The organism is Curtobacterium sp. ABR8, from assembly GCF_057812125.1.
In genome coordinates, this window is the sequence record NZ_CM173818.1 from 3,033,800 (window position 1) to 3,051,699 (window position 17,900).

Annotated in this window: 17 protein-coding genes; 9 read left to right on the plus strand and 8 right to left on the minus strand. The window is 71.8% G+C overall.

Annotation, left to right across the window (positions count from 1 at the left end):
• Positions 1 to 176: 176 nt before the first annotated feature.
• A complete protein-coding gene (locus ACXKZB_RS14430; protein ID WP_488823578.1) occupies positions 177 to 701 on the plus strand; it encodes a DinB family protein in 525 nt (174 codons plus the stop codon).
• Positions 702 to 780: 79 nt separating this feature from the next.
• Here the strand turns inward: ACXKZB_RS14430 and ACXKZB_RS14435 are convergent, their stop codons facing one another.
• Both ACXKZB_RS14435 and ACXKZB_RS14440 read right to left on the minus strand, forming a co-directional pair.
• The gene (locus ACXKZB_RS14435) at positions 781 to 1,743 is read right to left on the minus strand and encodes a sugar-binding transcriptional regulator (RefSeq protein ID WP_488823579.1); all 963 of its coding nucleotides are present in this window, start codon (positions 1,741 to 1,743) and stop codon (positions 781 to 783) included.
• 25 nt (positions 1,744 to 1,768) lie between these two features.
• A complete protein-coding gene (locus ACXKZB_RS14440; RefSeq protein ID WP_488823580.1) occupies positions 1,769 to 2,623 on the minus strand; it encodes a GolD/DthD family dehydrogenase in 855 nt (284 codons plus the stop codon).
• 106 nt (positions 2,624 to 2,729) lie between these two features.
• Between ACXKZB_RS14440 and ACXKZB_RS14445 the strand changes: the two genes are divergently transcribed.
• The 4 genes from ACXKZB_RS14445 to ACXKZB_RS14460 are packed head-to-tail and all read left to right on the plus strand — an operon-like array spanning position 2,730 to position 7,434.
• The gene (locus tag ACXKZB_RS14445) at positions 2,730 to 3,860 is read left to right on the plus strand and encodes a zinc-binding dehydrogenase (RefSeq protein ID WP_488823581.1); all 1,131 of its coding nucleotides are present in this window, start codon (positions 2,730 to 2,732) and stop codon (positions 3,858 to 3,860) included.
• Positions 3,861 to 3,887: 27 nt separating this feature from the next.
• Positions 3,888 to 5,204: an MFS transporter gene (locus ACXKZB_RS14450; RefSeq protein ID WP_488823582.1), complete on the plus strand. Its 1,317-nt coding sequence runs from the start codon at positions 3,888 to 3,890 to the stop codon at positions 5,202 to 5,204.
• Between the two features lie 11 nt (positions 5,205 to 5,215).
• Positions 5,216 to 6,955, plus strand: coding sequence for a dihydroxyacetone kinase family protein (locus ACXKZB_RS14455; RefSeq protein ID WP_488823583.1), 1,740 nt, complete (start codon positions 5,216 to 5,218; stop codon positions 6,953 to 6,955).
• Entirely contained in the window at positions 6,952 to 7,434 is a 483-nt protein-coding gene (locus tag ACXKZB_RS14460; RefSeq protein WP_222658265.1) for a ribose-5-phosphate isomerase, read from the plus strand. Before ACXKZB_RS14455 ends, ACXKZB_RS14460 begins: the two co-directional genes overlap by 4 nt.
• Before the next feature lie 81 nt (positions 7,435 to 7,515).
• Here the strand turns inward: ACXKZB_RS14460 and ACXKZB_RS14465 are convergent, their stop codons facing one another.
• Positions 7,516 to 8,985: an FGGY-family carbohydrate kinase gene (locus ACXKZB_RS14465; RefSeq protein WP_488823584.1), complete on the minus strand. Its 1,470-nt coding sequence runs from the start codon at positions 8,983 to 8,985 to the stop codon at positions 7,516 to 7,518.
• 139 nt (positions 8,986 to 9,124) lie between these two features.
• Between ACXKZB_RS14465 and ACXKZB_RS14470 the strand changes: the two genes are divergently transcribed.
• Genes ACXKZB_RS14470 through ACXKZB_RS14480 form a run of 3 tightly spaced genes read left to right on the plus strand, consistent with a single transcriptional unit; the run spans position 9,125 to position 12,082 of the window.
• Complete coding sequence (locus tag ACXKZB_RS14470; RefSeq protein ID WP_488823585.1) at positions 9,125 to 10,201, plus strand: LolA family protein; 1,077 nt, start codon at positions 9,125 to 9,127, stop codon at positions 10,199 to 10,201.
• A gap of 38 nt (positions 10,202 to 10,239) precedes the next feature.
• Complete coding sequence (locus ACXKZB_RS14475) at positions 10,240 to 11,202, plus strand: ABC transporter ATP-binding protein (protein WP_488823586.1); 963 nt, start codon at positions 10,240 to 10,242, stop codon at positions 11,200 to 11,202.
• Positions 11,189 to 12,082 (plus strand): ABC transporter permease, encoded by an 894-nt coding sequence (locus tag ACXKZB_RS14480; RefSeq protein ID WP_488823587.1) that lies wholly within the window; start codon positions 11,189 to 11,191, stop codon positions 12,080 to 12,082. The genes ACXKZB_RS14475 and ACXKZB_RS14480 overlap by 14 nt, the downstream gene beginning before the upstream one ends.
• Before the next feature lie 37 nt (positions 12,083 to 12,119).
• Here ACXKZB_RS14480 and ACXKZB_RS14485 read toward each other — a convergent pair whose 3' ends face one another.
• The 5 genes from ACXKZB_RS14485 to ACXKZB_RS14505 all read right to left on the minus strand — a co-directional run bounded on the left by ACXKZB_RS14485 (position 12,120) and on the right by ACXKZB_RS14505 (position 16,499).
• Complete coding sequence (locus ACXKZB_RS14485) at positions 12,120 to 13,181, minus strand: NADP-dependent oxidoreductase (protein WP_456794787.1); 1,062 nt, start codon at positions 13,179 to 13,181, stop codon at positions 12,120 to 12,122.
• Positions 13,182 to 13,368: 187 nt separating this feature from the next.
• Positions 13,369 to 14,283 carry a metallophosphoesterase gene (locus ACXKZB_RS14490; protein WP_123313993.1) on the minus strand — a complete coding sequence of 305 codons (915 nt, stop codon included), beginning with the start codon at positions 14,281 to 14,283 and terminating at the stop codon, positions 13,369 to 13,371.
• Positions 14,284 to 14,352: 69 nt separating this feature from the next.
• On the minus strand, positions 14,353 to 14,784 hold the full coding sequence (locus ACXKZB_RS14495) for a DNA glycosylase family protein (protein ID WP_488823588.1): 432 nt from the start codon (positions 14,782 to 14,784) through the stop codon (positions 14,353 to 14,355).
• A 21-nt stretch (positions 14,785 to 14,805) separates the two neighbouring features.
• The gene (locus ACXKZB_RS14500) at positions 14,806 to 15,147 is read right to left on the minus strand and encodes an L-rhamnose mutarotase (protein WP_488823589.1); all 342 of its coding nucleotides are present in this window, start codon (positions 15,145 to 15,147) and stop codon (positions 14,806 to 14,808) included.
• Positions 15,144 to 16,499, minus strand: a complete 1,356-nt coding sequence (locus tag ACXKZB_RS14505) for an MFS transporter (RefSeq protein ID WP_488823590.1) — start codon at positions 16,497 to 16,499, stop codon at positions 15,144 to 15,146. The genes ACXKZB_RS14500 and ACXKZB_RS14505 overlap by 4 nt, the downstream gene beginning before the upstream one ends.
• A gap of 390 nt (positions 16,500 to 16,889) precedes the next feature.
• Between ACXKZB_RS14505 and ACXKZB_RS14510 the strand changes: the two genes are divergently transcribed.
• Positions 16,890 to 17,900 carry a LacI family DNA-binding transcriptional regulator gene (locus ACXKZB_RS14510; RefSeq protein WP_340197573.1) on the plus strand — a complete coding sequence of 337 codons (1,011 nt, stop codon included), beginning with the start codon at positions 16,890 to 16,892 and terminating at the stop codon, positions 17,898 to 17,900.

A 17,900-nucleotide genomic window follows, 5' to 3' on the forward strand; every position in this document is an offset into this window, starting at 1 on the left:
GGGATCAGTGAGCCGACGGGTACCGGCCCAGAACAGCGAGCGACGTTACCGAGCGACCGAAATGTCATTGGCCGGTGATTCCCAGGCAACGGCGTGTCACCCGAACGGGGGTGGGGACCGATCCGCATGTCTCTGCGGATCCGCGAAGCTGAGTACCGAGGACATAACATCGGCGCATGGCGATCGAACCCGAGACGAAGAGCTGGACCTGGGTCATCGAGGGCACCTGCCCCGAGTGCGGCTACGACGGCACCACGGTGTCGATCCGCGACGCGCCGGGGATCATCGACGCGAACACGACCGCGTGGCCGACCGAACTCGGCCGGGACGACGTGCGTGAGCGTCCCGATGACCACACCTGGTCAGCACTCGAGTACGGCGCCCACGTGCGCGACGTGCACCGGAAGATGACCGAGCGGCTCGCGCTGATGCTCGCCGAGGACGCCCCGACGTTCCCGAACTGGGACCAGGACGCCACGGCGGTCGAGGAGCACTACGGCGAGCAGGACCCGGCCGTGGTCGCCCGCGAACTCGGCGAGGCGGCACACCGGGCAGCCCGGGCGTTCGACGAGGTCCGCGACGACCAGCTCGAGCGGACGGGCCTGCGGTCCGACGGCAGTGCCTTCACCGTCGCGACGCTCGCCACCTACTACGCGCACGACCCCGTCCACCACCTGTGGGACGTGCGGCGCACCCACTAGACGCGGGATCCAACGGCCGGGAGGCGCGGTGCGGCCCCGACCCGCGCCTCCCGTCCGCCCCGTGGTCGCGGCAGACCGCTCAGGCGAGCGCGTCGAGCAGGGCGCGCGCCGTCGCCGCGTCCGACACCAGCTCGTTGACGAGTCCCCCGCGCACCGCGCCGACGATGCTGCCGACCTTGGCGCCGCCGACGGCGACGCCGACGGCGTGCGGCACACCGGACAGGACCTCGCGCGATGTCCGCACCATCCGGTCGCTGCCGGGGAACTCGATGGGCGAGCCGTCCGCCGCGTAGAAGTTGAGGCAGACGTCGCCAGCGGCGTGGTCGAACGCGGCGTCCTCGACGGGGACGCCCCGCGCCAGGGCGTCACGCGTCGGCGTCGGCGCACCGATGCCGAGGATCGCGCCCTTCGCCCGCCCCCAGAGCCCGACGACGTGCTGGAACGCCGGATCCTCGTCGAGCGAGGAGCGCATCGCGGGGGACGGCAGGGCCTGCGCGAACAGGAACGCGGGGATCGCCCCGGAGTGCTCGGCGGCGGTCCGGGTGATCTCGTTCGTCTGGAACCACGGCATCGGGTCCGCCTGGCCGCCCACCGTCGGGACGAGTTGCACACCGGGCAGGCTCGGCATGCCCGCGTGTGCGACGTCGTACACGGTGCGGCCCGACGACATCAGGACGGCGTCGCCGGGGACGAGCCCCATGCCCTCGACCGCAGCGGCGAGGGGTGCGGCGAGGTCCGCACCGAGCGTGGCGGTGTGGGTGACGGCGGCCAGGTGCACGGCTCGGATCCCGAGCACCACCTGCAGCCGTTCGGCGAGCGCGACGGTCTCGTCCTGGAACGGGTCGACGACCTCGATGCGGACGAGTCCGGCCTTGCGCGCCTCGGCGACGAGCCGGCTGACCGTGGGCCGCGAGACCCCGAGGCGCGAGGCGATCTCGACCTGGGTGGCGTCCTCGAGGTAGTACATCCGCGCCGCCTGGTAGACGGTGTCGAGCGGGAAACGGGTCCGGGCACCCTCGGCGGCGGGGATCTCGGCGGACATGGGGCGATCGTAGCCCTGGCGCGCGTCAGCGGATCGTGAACCCGCCGTCCACCCGGAGGTCGGCCCCGTTCACCATGGCGCTCGACTCCCCCGCCAGGAACAGCACCGCGGCGGCGATCTCGTCCGGGGTGGCGAACCGGCCGGTGGGGATCTCGTCCTGGTGCCGGATCCCGTTCTCGTTCGCCCACGCGGCCCGGCCGAGGTCGGTGAGGACGACGGTGGGCGACACGGTGTTCACGGTGACGCCCCGGCCGCCCCACTCGAGCGCGAGCACGCGGGTGAGTCCGATGACGCCGGCCTTCGAGGCGCAGTAGGCGGCGTGCCCGTCGATGCCGACGTGCGCCGCCTGCGAGGCGATGTTCACCACGCGCCCGTACCCGGCGGCGAGCATGTGCCGACCGGCGGCCTGGGCGACGCGGAACGTCCCGGTCAGGTTGACGTCGATCGTCCTCGACCAGGTCTCGGCGGACAGTTCGTCCGCCGGAGCGAGTGCGGCGATCCCGGCGCAGTTGACGAGGACGTCGATGCGTCCGAAGCGGGCGACGACCTCGGCGACGGTGCGCGCCACGGAGGTCTCGTCCGTCACGTCGCAGCCGAACCCGGCATGGAGGCCCGTGGCCGCGCCCGGCGCGTCGGCCGAGCCCGGTGCACCGGCCGCACCCGGCAGGTCGGCTGCCGCCGCCGTGGCGCCGTCCGCACGGACGTCGACGATCGCGACCCGCGCACCCCGTGCGGCGAGCGCCCGGGCGATGGCGTTGCCGATGCCGGAGGCGCCGCCCGTCACCACCGCCGTCCGTCCGGCGAAGTCGTTGGTGAAGTCGATCGTGTCCGGCCCCGGTCGGAGGGTTGCGGCGAAGTCGGTCGGGGTGCTGGTGGTCATGGGCGCTCCTTTGCGTTCGGTCGGAACCTACCAGAAATTGTGTTCTGGACAAACGTTCTGTGAGGTGTACAGTCATCGCCGAAGCCGTCCAACGAAGGAGCAGCCCATGTCGACGACGACCGAGCACGCGGCCACGACCGCCACCACGACCATCCCCACGACGATGCGAGCCGTCGTCGTCCACGGCCCCGGCGACTACCGGCTCGAGGAACGCCCCGTGCCGACGCCCGGCCCCGGCGAACTCCTGCTCCGCACCGACGCCGTCGGCATCTGCGCGAGCGACCTGAAGTGCTACCACGGCGCCGCGAAGTTCTGGGGTGACGAGAACCGCGCCGCCTGGGCCGAGACCGATCGCATCCCCGGGCACGAGTTCGTCGGGACGATCGTCTCCGGCGACGACGACACCCTGGCGAAGCGGAAGGTCTCGCTCGGGGACCGAATCGCGTGCGAGCAGATCGTGCCGTGCTGGGAGTGCCGGTACTGCCTCGAGGGTGCGTACTGGATGTGCAACGTCCACGACATGTTCGGGTTCAAGGGCCACGACGGCGCGATGGCCGAGTACGTCCTCGTCCCCGCCAAGGCACTGACCCACCCGGTGTCGAGCGCCCTGCCCGGTCAGGTCGCCGCGTTCGCCGAGCCCCTGTCCTGCGCGTTCCACGCCGTCGAGCGCGGGGACATCAAGTTCGGCGACACCGTCGTGATCGCCGGCGCAGGACCGATCGGCCTCTCCGCCATCGCCGGTGCGCGGCAGAAGAACCCGCTCCGGATCATCGCCCTCGACGTGGTCGACGCGAAGCTCGAACTGGCCCGCAAGGTCGGCGCGGACCTGACGATCAACATCGCCGAGGAGGACGCGGTCGCCCAGGTCAAGGAGCTCACCGACGGCTACGGCGCCGACGTCTACATCGAGGCGACCGGCCACCCGTCCGCGGTCCCGCAGGGGCTCAACCTGCTGCGGAAGCTCGGCACCTTCGTCGAGTACTCGGTGTTCAAGGACGACGTCTCCGTCGACTGGTCGATCATCTCGGACGACAAGGAGCTCGACGTCCGCGGTGCCCACCTCGGTCCGCACACCTGGCCGGCGGCGATCAAGCTGCTCGAGGCCGAGACCCTGCCGATGTCGGAGATCTGCACGCACCAGTTCCCGCTCGAGCGGTTCCAGGAGGCGCTCGACCTGGTCGGCGACTCCGCCGGCGCGAGCGTCAAGGTCTCGATCATCCCGTCCCTGCAGGCCTGAGCCCGCCCACCCCTGGAGTCAGCAAGCATGTCAACGACGACACAGCGCGCCACCGGTGCGCCCACCACCCCTCGCGCAGAGGGTCGCCTCGACCGGATGGGCATCCCTCGTCCCCTCGCCCTCGGGTTCGTCGCCGTCCTGGTCTTCATGACCGGAAACGGCGTCGAGTCGAACTTCATCACCCCGCACATGGTCGCGGTCCTCGGCAGCCCCGAGGCCACCGTCGCGACGATCGTCACCTTCTACAGCCTCGCCGCGTTGATCGGCAGCTACGTCTCCGGCGCCCTGTCCGACCTGATCGGACCGCGCCGGGTGATGATCCTCGGGTTCGCCGTCTGGGTCGTCTTCGAGGTGCTGTTCCTCCTCGCGCTGAACATCGGCAGCGTGCCGTTCGCGGCCGTCGCCTACGCCGTCCGGGGCTTCGGCTACCCGCTCTTCGCGTTCGCGTTCCTGGTCTGGGTGAACATCACCACCCCGGTCGAGCGGAACGGTTCGGCCGTCGGCTGGTTCTACGTCGCGTTCACGGGCGGCCTGCCGACGCTCGGCTCGCTCTTCGCGATCGGTGCCATCCCGGTGTTCGGCGGCGGCACGATCGGCGAGACGGGCGCGATGGTCGCCTCGATCGGCCTCGTCGTGATCGGCTTCCTCGTCATGCTGTTCGGCGTGCGCCTGCCGAACGGGTTCTCCCGCATCGCCCCGGCCGGCGAGAGCGCCTGGCAGGTGCTGACGAGCGGCATCCGCCTGACCGTCACCCGGCCGAAGATCCTGATGGGCTTCCTGGTCCGCCTGATCAACACCGCGCCCGAGTTCGGCATGTTCGTCGTCCTGCCCGCCGTCATCGCGAACGAGCGCGGGTGGGGCCAGAGCCGCTGGCTCCTCATGACGGTCTGCGTCTACGCCACGAACATCCTCGTGAACGCCCTGTTCGGCTGGGTCGGCGACAAGATCGGCTGGCAGCGCACCGTCAAGTGGTTCGGCATCGTCGGATCCGCCCTCGGCCTCATCGCCTGGTGGTACGTCCCGCAGCTCGTCCCCGCCGGGTCCGACTGGGGCTACGTGCTCTCCGTCGTCGCCGGCTGCGTGTTCGGCTGCCTGCTCGCAGGCTTCGTGCCGATGGGCGCGATCATGCCGGCGCTCGCCCCCGAGCACAAGGGCGCCGCGATGGCGATGTACACGACGGCGGCCGGTGGTGCGGCGTTCCTCGGCACCGGTGTGGTCGCGGCGGTGTTCGCGCTCGGCGGTGGCGGTGAGGCCGCGACCTGGACCTTCGTCGGCCTGTACGCCTGCGCGTTCGTGATGATCCACTTCCTCAAGGTGCCCCAGGGCGCCCGTACCTCCCACTGAAGGGCTCCAGCATGACCACGATCCACGACGCCCCCGACGAGTTCGCCGAGGACCAGCTCGCCGGCTGGCTCGCGCTCTACGCCGACCGCGTCCGCGGCGTCCACGGCGGCGTCGTCACCCTGCCCACCGAGGGCGCAGAACCCCAGGTCGCGGTGGTCGTCGGCGGCGGTTCCGGCCACTACCCGGCGTTCTGCGGGATCGTCGGCCCCGGGTTCGCCACCGGCGCCGTCGTCGGCAACGTCTTCACCTCGCCGTCGACCGCGCAGGTCTACTCGGTCGCCAAGGCGGCGGACCAGGGGAAGGGTGTCGTGCTGTCCTTCGGCAACTACGCCGGCGACACCATGAACTTCGGACTCGCGGCCGAGCGCCTGCGTGCCGAGGGCATCGACACCCGCATCGTCGTCGTCACCGACGACATCGCGAGCGCCGACGAGGAGTCGAAGCGCCGCGGCATCGCCGGGGACTTCTCGGTCTTCAAGGCGATGGGCGCGGCCGCCGCCGAAGGTGCGTCCCTCGACGAGGTCGAGCGGCTGGGCAACCGGAGCAACGCGGCGACCCGCACCATCGGCGTCGCGTTCTCCGGGTGCACCATGCCCGGTGCGACCGAACCGCTCTTCACCGTGCCCGACGGCCACCTCGGCCTCGGGCTCGGCATCCACGGGGAGCCCGGCATCGAGGACGTCCCACTCCTGCGTGCGACCGAACTCGCCGACCTGCTCGTGTCACGACTCCTCGCCGACCGACCGGCCGGTGCGCGGACCCGGGTCGCCCCGATCCTCAACGGCCTCGGCGACACGAAGTACGAGGAGCTCTTCCTGCTCTGGGGCCGCGTGCTCCCGCTGCTGCAGGAGGCCGGCCTCGAGGTCGTCGAGCCCGAGGTCGGAGAACTCGTCACGAGCCTCGACATGGGTGGCTGCTCGCTGACCCTGCAGTGGCTCGACGACGAGCTCGAGCCCCTGTGGCGTGCGGACACCTACACGCCCGCGTACCGCAAGGCGGCGGCGCCGATCGCGGCGTTGCTGCCGGCCGACGCAGTGGACGACGCCGAGGACGAGGCGACGGTCGTGCCGGACGCGAGCAGTGCCTCCCGACAGGCCGCGCAGACGGCGCGCGACGCGATCGACGCGGTCGACGCGCTCCTGCGGGAGCACGAGGAAGAACTCGGCCGCATCGACGCGGTCGCCGGCGACGGCGACCACGGACGCGGCATGGTGAAGGGGATCGGTGCGGCCCGCACGGCCGTCGGCAGGGTCGGCCAGGAGGCGGGGGTCGCCTTCGTCCTCGGACGCGCCGGTGACGCGTGGGCCGAGTTCGCGGGCGGCACCTCGGGAGTCCTGTGGGGTGCGGCACTCGAGGCCTTCGGTCGGTCGCTGCGCGACGACCGCTCCGCGTACGAGGCGTCCGACGTCGTCGAGGCCGCGCAGGCCTTCGCCGACTCGATCGTGCACCTGGGTGGGGCGTCCCGCGGGGACAAGACGCTGCTCGACGCACTGCTGCCGTTCGTGGACGAGCTGCGGAGCGGCGTCGACGCTGGCCGTCCACTCACCGTGGCGTGGCAGGCTGCCGCCCAGGTCGCGGTGACGGAAGCCGCTGCGACCACAGACCTCACACCGAAGGTCGGGCGTGCCCGACCGCTGGCGGAGAAGAGCCTGGGGACACCCGACGCGGGTGCCACCTCGATGGGGATGATCCTCACGCGGATCGGCGAGGTCCTCGCCGCCCGTGCTGACAAGGAAGGAACACACGCATGACGTACCGTCTCGTGATCGGGTCCGACGACGCCGGGTTCGACTACAAGGAGATCATCAAGGCCGACCTGCTCGCCGACGACCGGGTGTCGGACGTCACCGACGTCGGCGTCGACGCGGACGGCCACACGGCGTACCCGCACGTCGCCGTCGACGCCGCACGCCTGGTCGCGAACGGCGAGGCCGACCGCGCGATCCTGATCTGCGGCACCGGCCTCGGAGTGGCGATCAGCGCCAACAAGGTGCCGGGCATCCGTGCCGTCACCGCGCACGACTCGTACAGCGTGGAGCGCTCGATCCTGTCGAACGACGCCCAGGTCCTCTGCATGGGCCAGCGCGTCGTCGGCGTCGAGCTCGCCCGCCGGCTGGCGAAGGAGTGGCTCGGCTACGAGTTCGACCGCTCCAGTGCCAGTGCTTCGAAGGTCCAGGCGATCTGCGAGTACGACGGCAGCGCGCCCGCCGGCGTCGACGCGCCGGCGTAGGCCACAGCCCCGCGGAACCAGGTTCCGGACACAGCACCGTGCATCTGCGCGGTGCTGTGTCCCTTGCGCGGTGTGGAGCGTTCAGCTCCGCGCGGCCAAGCGGTGCACGACGGCCTTCGTCGCCTCGTACAGCTCGCGGTAGTCGTGGTAGCCGGGCTCGTACGCAGCCGTCGCGACGGGGTCCGGCTCGATGATCGTCGACGGCGGGTTCCACTGCCGGATGTCGACGTCGGCCACGAGCGCTGCCGCGAGGAACGCCGACCCGTACGACGCCCCCACGGTCACCGACGGCACCGTCTGCCGCAGCCCGGTCACGTCGCTCACGATCGTCGGCCAGAGCCGTCCGAGCAGCCCGCCGCCGGCCCCGACGAGCTCGCGGACCTCGACCCCGGCGGCACGCAGCACCTCGATGTTGTGCCGGACCGCGTAGGCCGTCGCCTCGAGCGTCGCCCGGTAGACGTCGCCACGGGTGTGCCGCACGGTCAGCCCGGCGATCACCCCGCGCGCGTCCGGATCGGCGATGGGCGTCCGCTCCCCCGCGAAGTACGGCAGCATCAACAGCCCGTTCGCGCCGATCCCGGCACACCGCGCCTCCTCGAGCATGGTCGCCCACTCGCCGTCGACCAACCGTCGCAGCCAGTCGGTGATCGCCCCGGAGGTCGCCATCCCTCCCGACACGCTCGGCTGCCCCGGGTGCGTCCCGACCGTCGTCCACATCCCCGGCACCGGCGTCGGCTCGGTGGTCGGCACGATCATGAACATCGTGGTGCCGTACTGCAGGAACATCCGGCCCGGCACGGACTCGCCGACGCTCACGCCCTCCGCCCACGCGTCGATGGTGCCGGCCGTCACGGGGATGCCGACCGGGAGGCCCGTGGCCGCGGCCGCCTCGCGCGTCACCACGCCCGCCTGGTCCCCGGACCACAGCAGCCGCGGCATGGACAGGTCGGGCGCGAGCCGCTCGCACCACTCGGGGATCCACACGTTCTCGTGCACGTCGTAGAGCGGCGTGGTCTGGCTGGCCGAGTGGTGGTCGAGGACGTACTCCCCGGTGAGCAGCTCCACCACGCGTGACGCCGGCATCGTGAAGCGGACGGCACGCGCCCACACCTCGGGCTCTCGCCGGGCGACCCACGCGAGCTTCGCCCCGGCGGCCTGCGTGCTCAGCCCGGAGCCGCAGCGCGCACGGACCGCGTCCTCGCCGCCGAGTTCCGCGGTCAGCTCGTCCAGCAGGTCGGCGGTCCGGGTGTCGACGCCGTACAGGACCGCCGGGCGCAACGGCTCGCCGACCGCGTCGGTGAGCAGCACGCACGGGCCGATGCCGCTCACCCCGACCGCCTGCACATCGGCATCGGGGACGAGCGCGAGGAGCTCGTGCGTCAGCGTCGTGAACTCGTCCCACCACACGGCCGCGTCCATCTCGACCAGCCCCTGGGCAGGGCGGTCGACGTCGTGCTTGCGACCCACCTCGGCGATCACGGTGCCGTCGAACCGGGCCAGCAGCGCCTTCGTGCTCGACGTCCCGATGTCCAGACCGAGCACCGCCCGCATGCCGCCTCCTTCGCCGCCACACGACCGCCGTCGGTCGCGTCCCGAGTCTACGAACCATCACGATCCGTCGACGCCCAGCTGCCTGTCGGGGGCCGGACGTACCGTACTCACGACTCCGATGCACCACGAGGGGAACCCGATGAAGAAGTCAGCCTGGCTGCCAGCAGTCATCGCGCCGGTGGTCGTCGCCGGCGCCGTCGCCGCTCCGATGATCGCGAACGCCGCGAACGACCCGATCGCGGGGACGAACCCGACCGCGGCGGACGTCATCGCCAGCATCGCGAAGTCGTCGGACGCGCAGTACTCCGGCAAGCTGACGCAGTCGAGCGACCTCGGACTCCCCGAGCTGCCGACCGGCTCCGGCGGATCCTCGCTCGAGGGCGACGCCTCGGACGTGCTCGGCCTGCTCACCTCGTCGCACACCGCCCGTGTGTACGTCGACGGTGCCAGCAAGCAGCGCATCCAGCTGACGCAGCAGCTCGCCGAGCAGGACCTGGTCCGCAACGGGTCCGAGGTCTGGACCTGGGACTCGAAGGAGCGCACCGCCACGCACGTGACGATCCCCTCCGACTCGGCGAAGGCCCCGCAGGACGGCACCACGACGCCGACCGACATCGCGGAGCAGGCCGTCGACGCCATCACCCCGACCACCACGGTCTCGAAGCCGACCGAGGTCAGCGTCGCAGGGCACGACGCCTGGCAGATCACCCTGACGCCGAAGTCCTCCGACACCCTGGTCGGCACCGTCCGACTGGCGGTCGACCAGCAGACCGGGCTCCCGCTCCGTGCGACGATCCAGGCCGCCGGGCAGGACGACCCCGCGGTGCAGGTCGGGTTCACCAGCCTCGACTACGGCGCCCCGGCCGCGCGGCTCTTCGACTTCACGCCGCCGTCGAACGCGAAGGTCACCGAGAAGGACCTGTCCGACGCCGAGCACGACGCCCACGCGGAGGGCGACCACGCTCGCGGTGCGCACGACGGCGACGAGCCGACGTTCACCGGTGAGGGCTGGGGCACGATCGCCGAGCTCCCCGCCGGCACCGTGGACCAGTCGTCCCTCGGCGACGAGGCCTCGGGTCTGCTCGGCCAGCTCACGAAGGCGGTCGACGGCGGCCGTGCCGTGCAGACCTCGCTCGTGTCGGTGTACCTGACCGACGACGGCCGGGTCCTCGCCGGCGCCGTGCCGGTGTCGTCGCTGGTCGCCGCCGCGAAGTGAGCGCACCGGAACCCGCGCGCACGACGGACCGCACCGCCGTGGACGCGACCCGCCCGACCCCGGACACCCACCTCGCCATCCGCACCACGGGCCTCCAGAAGGTCTTCCGCAAGCAGCGCGCCGTCGACGGCATCGACCTGTCGGTGCCGCGCGGCGCAGTGTTCGGGTTCCTCGGACCGAACGGCTCCGGCAAGACGACCACGATCCGGATGCTCCTCGGACTGTCGAGCGCGACGGGTGGCACGATCGAGGTGCTCGGCCAGTCGATGCCGAAGGCGCTGCACCAGGTGCTGCCGCGCGTCGGCGCCCTGGTCGAGGGGCCGGCCTTCTACCCGTACCTGTCCGGACGGGCGAACCTGCAGCGCTTCGACGCGGCGGACCCCACGTCGGACCCGCGCACCCGGAAGGACCGCGTCGCACACGCCCTCGACCGCGTCGGCCTGACCCACGCCGCCGACAAGAAGGCGCATGCGTACTCGCTCGGCATGAAGCAGCGGCTGGGCCTGGCGAACGCCCTGCTCTCCCCGCGGGACCTGCTGGTGCTCGACGAGCCGACCAACGGCCTCGACCCGCAGGGCACCCGCGAGGTCCGCAACCTCATCCGTTCCCTGGCGGACGACGGGACCACCGTGTTCGTGTCGAGCCACCTGCTCGCCGAGATCGAACAGGTCTGCACCCACGCAGCGGTGATGCGCACCGGCAAGCTCGTCGCGCAGGGCGAGCTCGACGAACTGCGCTCCGCCGGAGCCCGCACCGTGACCGTCCGCACACCCGACGTCGGGCAGGCGGGCAGCGTGCTGACGCGGCTCGGGCTCGCGCCCCGGCACGACGGCGGCGCCGACGTCCTGGTGGCGGACCTGCCGCACGAGCTCCTGCCGGAGACCATCACCGCCGAGCTCGTCCGCGCCGACGTCCGCGTCCGTGGGCTGACGGTCGGCGGCGGCACGCTCGAGGACCTGTTCGTCGCACTCACCGGAGAGGGCTTCGATGTCGCTGCCTGACACTGCAGGCTCGCTGCCCGAGACCGCACGTCCGCCGGCGGACACCGCCGCGCCGGCTCAGCGCCGGCAGCGCCCCTTCGCCCTGCTCGGCTCCGAACTCGCGCTGGTGTTCCGACGTCGCCGCACCTGGGCGATGCTCGGTGCGCTCGCCCTGGTGCCGATCCTCATCGCGGTCGCCGTGAAGCTGACGACCGACGGTGACGACGGTGGCCCGGCGTTCCTCGGCGACATCACCAACAACGGCCTGTTCGTGGCGTTCACCGCGCTGACCGTGTCGATCCCGCTCTTCCTGCCGCTCACCGTCGGCGTGGTCGCGGGCGACACCGTGGCGGGGGAAGCCAGCCACGGCACCATCCGCTACCTGCTCGTCGCGCCGACCGGTCGGGTGCGGTTCATCCTGGTGAAGTTCGCCGGGGCGGTGGCGTTCTGCCTGGCGGCCACGCTGCTGGTGGTGCTCGTCGGTGCCGCGATCGGTGCCGTGCTGTTCCCGATCGGCCCGGTCACGCTGCTGTCCGGCACCCAGGTCGGCGGCGCGTCCTACGCCGGACGGGCGCTCCTGCTCGCCCTGTACGTGGCGATGTCGATGCTCGGGCTGGTGGCGATCGGCATGTTCGCATCGACGCTGACGAACGTGCCGGTCGGCGCGATGGCCGCGACGGTCGTGCTGGCCGGGGCCTCGCAGGTCCTCGACCAGCTGCCCCAGCTCGACTGGCTGCACCCGTACCTGTTCTCGCACCAGTGGCTGGGATTCGGTGACCTGCTCCGCGACCCGATCTCGTTCGACTCGTTCGGGTCGAACGCGGTGCTGCAGCTCGGCTACGTCGTCGTGTTCGGTGCACTGGCGTACAGCCGGTTCGCCTCGAAGGACATCCTGAGCTGAGCCCGACCGTCGGGCCCGACCGTCGGGCCCGACCGCGTCAGCTCGCCGGAGTCGCCGATCCGCCCGCCATCGTCTCCGTCTCGGAGCCGCGCGCATCCGCGTAGCGGTCCCGCAGGTCGCGGGCCTTCTCGGAGCGGTACCAGTCGAGCCGCGCTCCGGTCTCGACCGTCTGCATGCCGATGACGACCTTGCCGCGCGACTTCATCTCGGCCAGGTCCTCGTACGCCTCGACGATGTACTCGAACGGGTAGAACCCCGAGATGAGCACCTGGAAGCGGCGTTCCTGCAGGGCCTTCGCCAACAGGGTCAGGAGCTCCCGGGTCTCCTCGTCCTCTGCCGGGGCGCGCAGGAACCGGAGCTCGATGTCGCGGCGGTCGTCCGACGACACGAAACGCTCCGCACCGACGCCGAGGCGATCCGCCAGGAGCTCGGCGTTGCTCTCCCCGTGGTTGTCGATGAAGGCGGTGATCGGTCGGCCGTCCGCGATCGCTCGGATGCGCTCCTCCTCACCCTCCCCGTACACGACCGGCAGCGTCCCGATCTGCCGCAGGTAGTCGTGATTGCGCGCGCTGCCGAGGGTGATCACGGTCGCACCGGCGTCGTGCGCCAGCTGACTCTCGATGTGCCCGACACCGCCCGCTGCCGCGGTGATGACGACGGTGTCCTCCGGGCCGAGGCGCAGCGATCGCACCACCGACACCGCCGTGCACCCGGCGAGGTACAGACCACCGGCGACCTCCCACCCGACGTACTCCGGCTTCTTGATGACCGCGCCACGCGGCACCGCGATCCAGTTCGCGTGCGATCCGCCCTGCGGCGCGTGCCCCATGACCTCGTCGCCGACCCGCAGGTCCTTCACACCGTCGCCACGCGCCCGGACGATGCCGGCGAAGTCGACGCCCTGCCGTGCCGGGAACTCGAGCTCGATGTGGTCCCGGAGCTTCCCCTCGCGCAGGAACCGCTCGATGTGGTTCAGCCCGGCGGCGACGATCTCGACGACGATCTCGCCGGGGCCGGCCGTCGGCTTGTCCTGGGGGACGAGCTCGACGACGCTGAAGTCGCCGTACCGGTCGTACTGGACTGCCTTGCCGTTCCGCATGGGTGCTCCTTCGCTGGCGTGTGCGTCCGGCCTACTCGGTTTCCCCGCGTGCAGCCCGAGCAGGCGGGGTACCGGCAGTGGACGGTTCCGACGAGCGGACGGGAGGCCCGTGGCGGCGTCGCCACGGGCCTCCCGTCCGGCAGCCGCGCACGTCCAGTGCGCGTCGCGCGCGCAACGCAGGTGGCGCTCAGTGCTTGCCGGCAGCCGCGATGACGGATGCGACCGTCTCTGCGTCGAGGTGGAAGGCGAGCGGGTCGGCGTCGGGGCGCGGGACGCGCAGCGGCGTCGACCAGACGGAGCCGTCCTCGGCGACGTCGACGACGAGGGCGCCGCTGTCGACGTACGCCGATTCCTCGTCGTACGCGCCGGTGACGTCCGTGTCGTTCGCGACCCCGGGGGCGACCAGGACCGGGACGCCCGCCAGCGAACCGGCGAAGTGGTGGTGGTAGTGCCCGCCCAGGACGACGCGCACGTCGGAGCCACGGACCACGTCGGCGAGCGCCTCGGGGTTCTGCAGGCGCAGCGCCTCGTGCAGCTCGGTCGGGGCCGGCAGGGGCGGGTGGTGTAGGACGACGATCGTGCCGTGCGGGGCGTGGTCGCCGGCGAGCGCGGTGCGGAGCCGTTCCAGGCTCGCTTCGCTGACCTCGCCGTAGCCCGCACCCGGCACGCTCGTGTCGACCGTGACGATCCGGCGGCCCGCGACGAGGGACTGCCCCCACACCGGCACGGTCGGCGGGTGGTACTCCATCGTGTGCATCACCGGGCGGCCGCCCTCACCGAGGACGTGGCCGTTGGACAGGACCTGGCGGAAGCCCTCCCGCAGGTCGTGGTTGCCCGGGACCGCGACGAGGGCGGCTCCGTGCCGCTCCGCCCATCCGCCGACCCGCTCGAGGACGGCGGCGTAGGACTCGGGGCTGCCGTCCTCGGACACGTCGCCCGAGACGACGACGAGACCGATGCCGGGCACCCCGTCGACGCGGGCGAGCACGCTCTCGAGGGCCGCGGTGGTGTCGACGGAGCCCTGGTGCAGGGCGCCGTCGCCGGTCAGGTGGGTGTCGGAGAGGTGGAGGACGCGGAGGGTTCCGGCTGCGGGCGGCTGCATGGCTCCACGCTAGCCACGCGGGCGATGGACGGGCTGGGCGGTTCGTCGGCGCTCCGTGAGCACCTGCGCTCAGTCCGGCAGCACCGCGTCGGGGATGTCCCGCAGGAAGATCTCGATGGTCTTCGGGCCGACCCCCTTGAGCGAACCGAGCCGGTCGCGCAGGTCCTTCCGCGACGCCGCGGTCTTCACCAGGTGCGACACGGAGCCCTCGTCGGCGTCGAGGGTGTGCATCGTCTCGTGCAGGGCGTCGGTCATCTGGTGGTCGAACCGTCCGTAGCCGCCCTCGTCCAGGACCCTCCGCAGTTGCTCGTGTCCGGCGCCCGCGAACTTCCCCGGACTGGTGAAGCCGTGGTCGATCAGGACGCGGTAGGTCTCCGCCGCCTGCTCCTGCCGGATGGGCCGGCCGAAGAGCATGCTCGCGAGGAACCACCGGTAGAGCTGTTGGGGCGTGCCGTCGGACAGGTCGATCCCGAGGTCCGCGGCGTGGGTCACGTCGGCCATGGACCGGACGCTACCCGCTCCTCACTCGGCGGCGGCCGCCAGCTGGTCCTCCAGGTTGAACACCTCGGACAGCACCCGCGCGGTCTGGTCCGCCCGACCCGCGGCACCGTCGAACAGGTCCTGCATGTGCGCCTCCCACGCGGCTGCGACCTCGGACGCCGCGAGCGACGCGTCGGCATCGGTCACCGAGTCGGTCTCGTAGTAGCCGATCAGCAGGCCGTCGTCGTCGAGGAACAGGGAGTAGTTCCGCCGTCCGGCCGCCTCGATCGCCCGGAGCATCGCCGGCCAGACCGCGGCGTGCCGCTCGCGGTAGGCGTCCAGGTGCTCGGCCTGCACCTGGAGTCGGAAGCAGACCCGCGTCACCGGTCGGCCTCGGCGCGGCGACGCTGCTCGGCGTCCCGGACGGCTCGTTCGTCGGCGGCACGCACGGTGCCGGTGACGGTGGTCACGGTGCCGTACCGCTCGGCCTCGATGGCCTCGAGCGTCCTGCCCTGTGTGCGCGGCGCCCAGATCGTGCCGACCAGGAACGACATGGCGAGCAGCCCGAGGATGAGCCCGCCGAGTGCGCGGAGCCCGATGTCCGACAGGAGCAGCGGGAACCAGATGCTCAGCAGGCCCACCATGACCCGCGCGGCGAGGAAGAGCACCCCCTGCGCACTGGCCCGGTACCGGGTGGCGAAGAGCTCGCTCGTCCAGAGGCCGTAGAACGCCTGCGCACCGATGCCCGACGACACACCCCACGTGATCGCGAAGAACAGCAGCGTCCCGAGGTTCGCCGGTGCGTAGATCAGGACGGCCCAGGCGACGATCGCGAGCACCGCGCCGAGGGCGAACAGCAGCCGTCGACTGACCCGGTCGCCGTAGCGCATGAAGCCGAAGTACGTCGCGGCCACGGTGCACCCCCACACCAGGATCTGCAGGCCGTACTGCTCGGTGACGCTCGTGACCCCGGTGGCCGAGTACACCCGCGGCTGGAAGATGCCGGCCTGCCCGGCGACGGTGTTCCAGAGCGCGTAGACGCCGAACAGGAACAGCATCGCGGTCAGGTTCCGACGCCGACTGAACAGCTGGGTGATCCCGTGGAAGAAGTTCGCGGTGCCGGTCGCGGCGCGCTCGTCCTTCCAGATCGCCGACTCCGGCAGCCCGCGGCGGAGCCACCAGACCACGGCGGCGACGACGAACAGGTGCGCGAAGATGAGCCGGCTGCCGAGCAGTCCGAGTGGTGCGGCGGCGATGGCCAGCGCGAACCCGACCATCGGGCCGATCGACCAGGCGAGCTGCGCGGTGCCGACGTGGGCGGCCCGCTTGTCCGCTGGTGCCTGCTCGGCGATGTAGGTCCAGCTCGCGGGGACGCCGGCGCCGACCGCGATCCCGGTCAGGATGAAGCCGACCAGCAGCATGCCGTAGCTGCCGGCGAACACCGCGAGCAGGATGCCGAGCATGTAGAGCAGCAGGTCGTAGGTGTAGATGAACTTCCGGCCGTAGCGGTCGCACAGGGGCCCGCCGATGATGGCGCCGGCGGCGGCGCCGAACGCGTTGGCGGACAGGCTCGCCAGGAGGCCGACCTCGAGGTCGCCGACGTGGAACTGCGCCTGCCACAGGCTGAGGCTCGTGGCGATCGCGATGATCGACCCCGACTCGATGTAGTTCGACATGGCGACCGAGACGGTCGCCTTCCAGCCCGTGGTGCTCCGGGCTCCGATGCGGACCGCCATTGGTCCTCCGTTCGCGTGTTCGTCAGTGAATCGTTTCAACGGGACAGCGAGACGATAGTGCGGTTCGGCCGGCCTTGGCAAGTCCCCGTCTTGCGCGTGCGCACGGTGCGCGGTCGCTCACTCGGTGCGAGGTCGCCCGCTCCGTGCTGCGCTGCAAGCGCGCACCGAGCGGGCAACCTCGCACGTGGCGACGTAGCACGCACCGTGCACGCCGGGGCGGAGCACGCGCGGGGTGCGCCCGCGCCCCGCAACCCAGCACCGTGCGGTGGACGCGACCACCCACCGGACGGGAGGCCCGGGTCCAGCCCGCACCGCGCCTCCCGGCCGCCGTTTTCCACAGATCACGGCGCGGGCCGACCGCGCGGACCGCCCCGATGCGAGGATGGCCACATGGCGGTCAGTGTGCGAGAGGTGGCAGCGCTCGCCGGCGTGTCCTTGGGGACGGTGTCGAACGTCCTGAACCGCCCCGACAAGGTGGCCCCGACCACGGTGGACCGGGTGCAGTCGGCCATCGCCACACTCGGGTTCGTCCGCAACGACTCCGCACGGCAACTCCGGGCCGGCCGTAGCTCCACCGTCGGCCTGATCGTGCTCGACGGCGGCAACCCGTTCTTCACCGACGTCGCCCGCGGTGCCGAAGACGCTGCGATGGACAAGGGGCTGGCGGTCCTCATCGGCAACTCCGACGAGTCCACCGACCGCGAACGCACCTACGTCGACCTGTTCGAGGAACGCCGGGTCGCGGGTCTGCTCATCTCCCCCGCCGGTGACGACCTGTCCCGACTCGCCCGTCTGCGCGACCAGGGCACCGCGGTCGTGCTCGTCGACCGCCGCGCCGACGACGAGCACTTCGCGTCGGTCTCCGTCGACGACGTCGCGGGCGGCCGCATCGCGGTCGAGCACCTCGCGGCCACCGGGCGGACGCGCATCGCGTTCGTCGGCGGCCCGTCCAGCATCCGCCAGGTGGCCGACCGGCACGCCGGGGCGCTGTCGGCGGCTCGGGCAGCGGGCATCGGGCTCGAGGTCCTGCCGACCGCGTCGCTGTCCGTGCTCGAAGGGCGTCGTGTCGGCGAAGCACTCCAGGCACGGCCGCGCGCCGAACGGCCGGACGCGGTCTTCGCGGCGAACGACCTGCTGGCGGTGGGCCTCGAACAGGCGTTCATCATGCGGGGCACGATCGCGGTGCCGGAGGAGATCGCGATCGTGGGCTACGACGACATCGCCTTCGCCGAAGCAGCCGTCGTCCCGCTGACCTCGGTGCGCCAGCCGGCACAGGACCTCGGGCGTCAGGCGATCGAGCTGCTGACGAAGCAGGTCGAGCTCGGGCAGGACATCGACCTCGAGCACGTCGAGTTCACGCCGGAGCTCGTGGTCCGGCAGTCCTCCGTCGCCGACGCGTAG